The following is a 1,392-nucleotide window of genomic DNA, read 5'->3' as shown; positions in this document are numbered from 1 at the left end:
AGTCTCTAGCTTGGTAGGCGCTGTTTACAACTGCGCCGATGCGGGGCGGTTAAAAACCGCACCTACCGGGGTGATAGCCCGGATTTTCCCATCCCCGGTACAGAGTGTCCAATTAATTCTAAACTTTACTATAGTAGCAACTCTAGGCGGGGCATCTTGCCCGACCCATAGCCAGCAGGACGAAATATGTATAAAAAATACAAGGGTTCGTAGGGAACAACGATCGTTATTCCCTACGGAGCGGGACGTAGAAACGCGTATCTTTCGTAGGGAACGGAGAAAATGTCAACACGCCCTAGCGCCCTGCTGCCAATCGGTCGGCGTGCCATGCAGGCAGACCAGCTTCGCGAATTTTGCGCTGTGTGGCTTGAATGTCGTACTCAATCCGTTTTATGCAAATGAGGTTTTCGTCCGTATCAAGGATAGCATAACTCGCTTTGGGATTGAGATCACGCGGCTGACCAACGGAGCCGGGGTTAATCAGATACTGCTTATCTTCCAAAAGTCTGTAGCAAAAATCGCCATCTTCCGGATAACACTGAGAAAATCCCGATTCCGTCGAGTAGATCATCGGCAGATGTGTGTGCCCATAAAACACGATCCAACTCTCACTTTGACGCAGGACCGGTCGCGCATCCCAATGGGTCACGATATAAAAATCTTCGTCATGAGGACTTCCGTGTGCTATCTGAATCTCCTTTTCTAGCGTTATCGGTCCTTGAGGCATACACCGCAGATACGCTTTGTTATCGGGTCGGATTTGAAGCCGTGACCACATCGCACTCGTGCGAGCGAGTTCTTGGAAACCGCTGCCATCCTCGATACCAGCGATAACTTTGTCGTGATTCCCACGAACCGTGGCATCGGGCTTGAGTTCCTTCAATCGGTCAACAACCTCATTTGGTTGGGCACCGTAGCCAACAATATCACCGAGAAAAATAATCCTATCTACTTGGTCCTCAGCAATTGCCGATAAAACGGCATCAAATGCTTCTTGGTTTGCATGAACATCGCTAAAAATAAAGTATCGCATTAGGTTGTCCCGAAGGTCGCTACATTATACCGTATGTCCTCTAGTGCCGCAAGATCAAAATAGGTCAATCGCCAATCCACAATGTCCCTGTGAACCGAAGGGAGATAGTTGCTATGATTCAATTCGTAAAAAATCGTATCAGAAAACCAGAAATTTACAAACATATATCCAGAAAAATTGTAAGCCGGAAATGAACTGATTATAACAAGGATTTCAATTATCCGCAAGCGAAATTGGAAAAATGTAGGGGGACGGGTTTTGCGCTGCGCTCGGTTTCGATTACTATGGTGAATTAGAGAAATAAGTGGACATTTACCAATAACTTCGACCTTCACGAAGCTTCCAAAGTCCCCCTGATA

General features: G+C 47.0%; 1 protein-coding gene and 1 pseudogene. Both read right to left on the bottom strand.

The genetic code is table 11. The features are described from left to right. Positions 1-295: 295 nt before the first annotated feature. Positions 296-1,033, bottom strand: a pseudogene (locus J4G02_20645) (metallophosphoesterase family protein). Continuing rightward, the coding region (locus J4G02_20640) for a hypothetical protein (protein ID MCE2396935.1) at positions 1,033-1,392 on the bottom strand (360 nt) is incomplete at its 5' end. The pseudogene J4G02_20645 and the gene J4G02_20640, both read right to left, overlap by 1 nt.

The organism is Candidatus Poribacteria bacterium (assembly GCA_021295755.1).
Taxonomy (GTDB): domain Bacteria; phylum Poribacteria; class WGA-4E; order WGA-4E; family PCPOR2b; genus PCPOR2b.
This window is presented reverse-complemented; position numbering and strand designations above follow the sequence as displayed.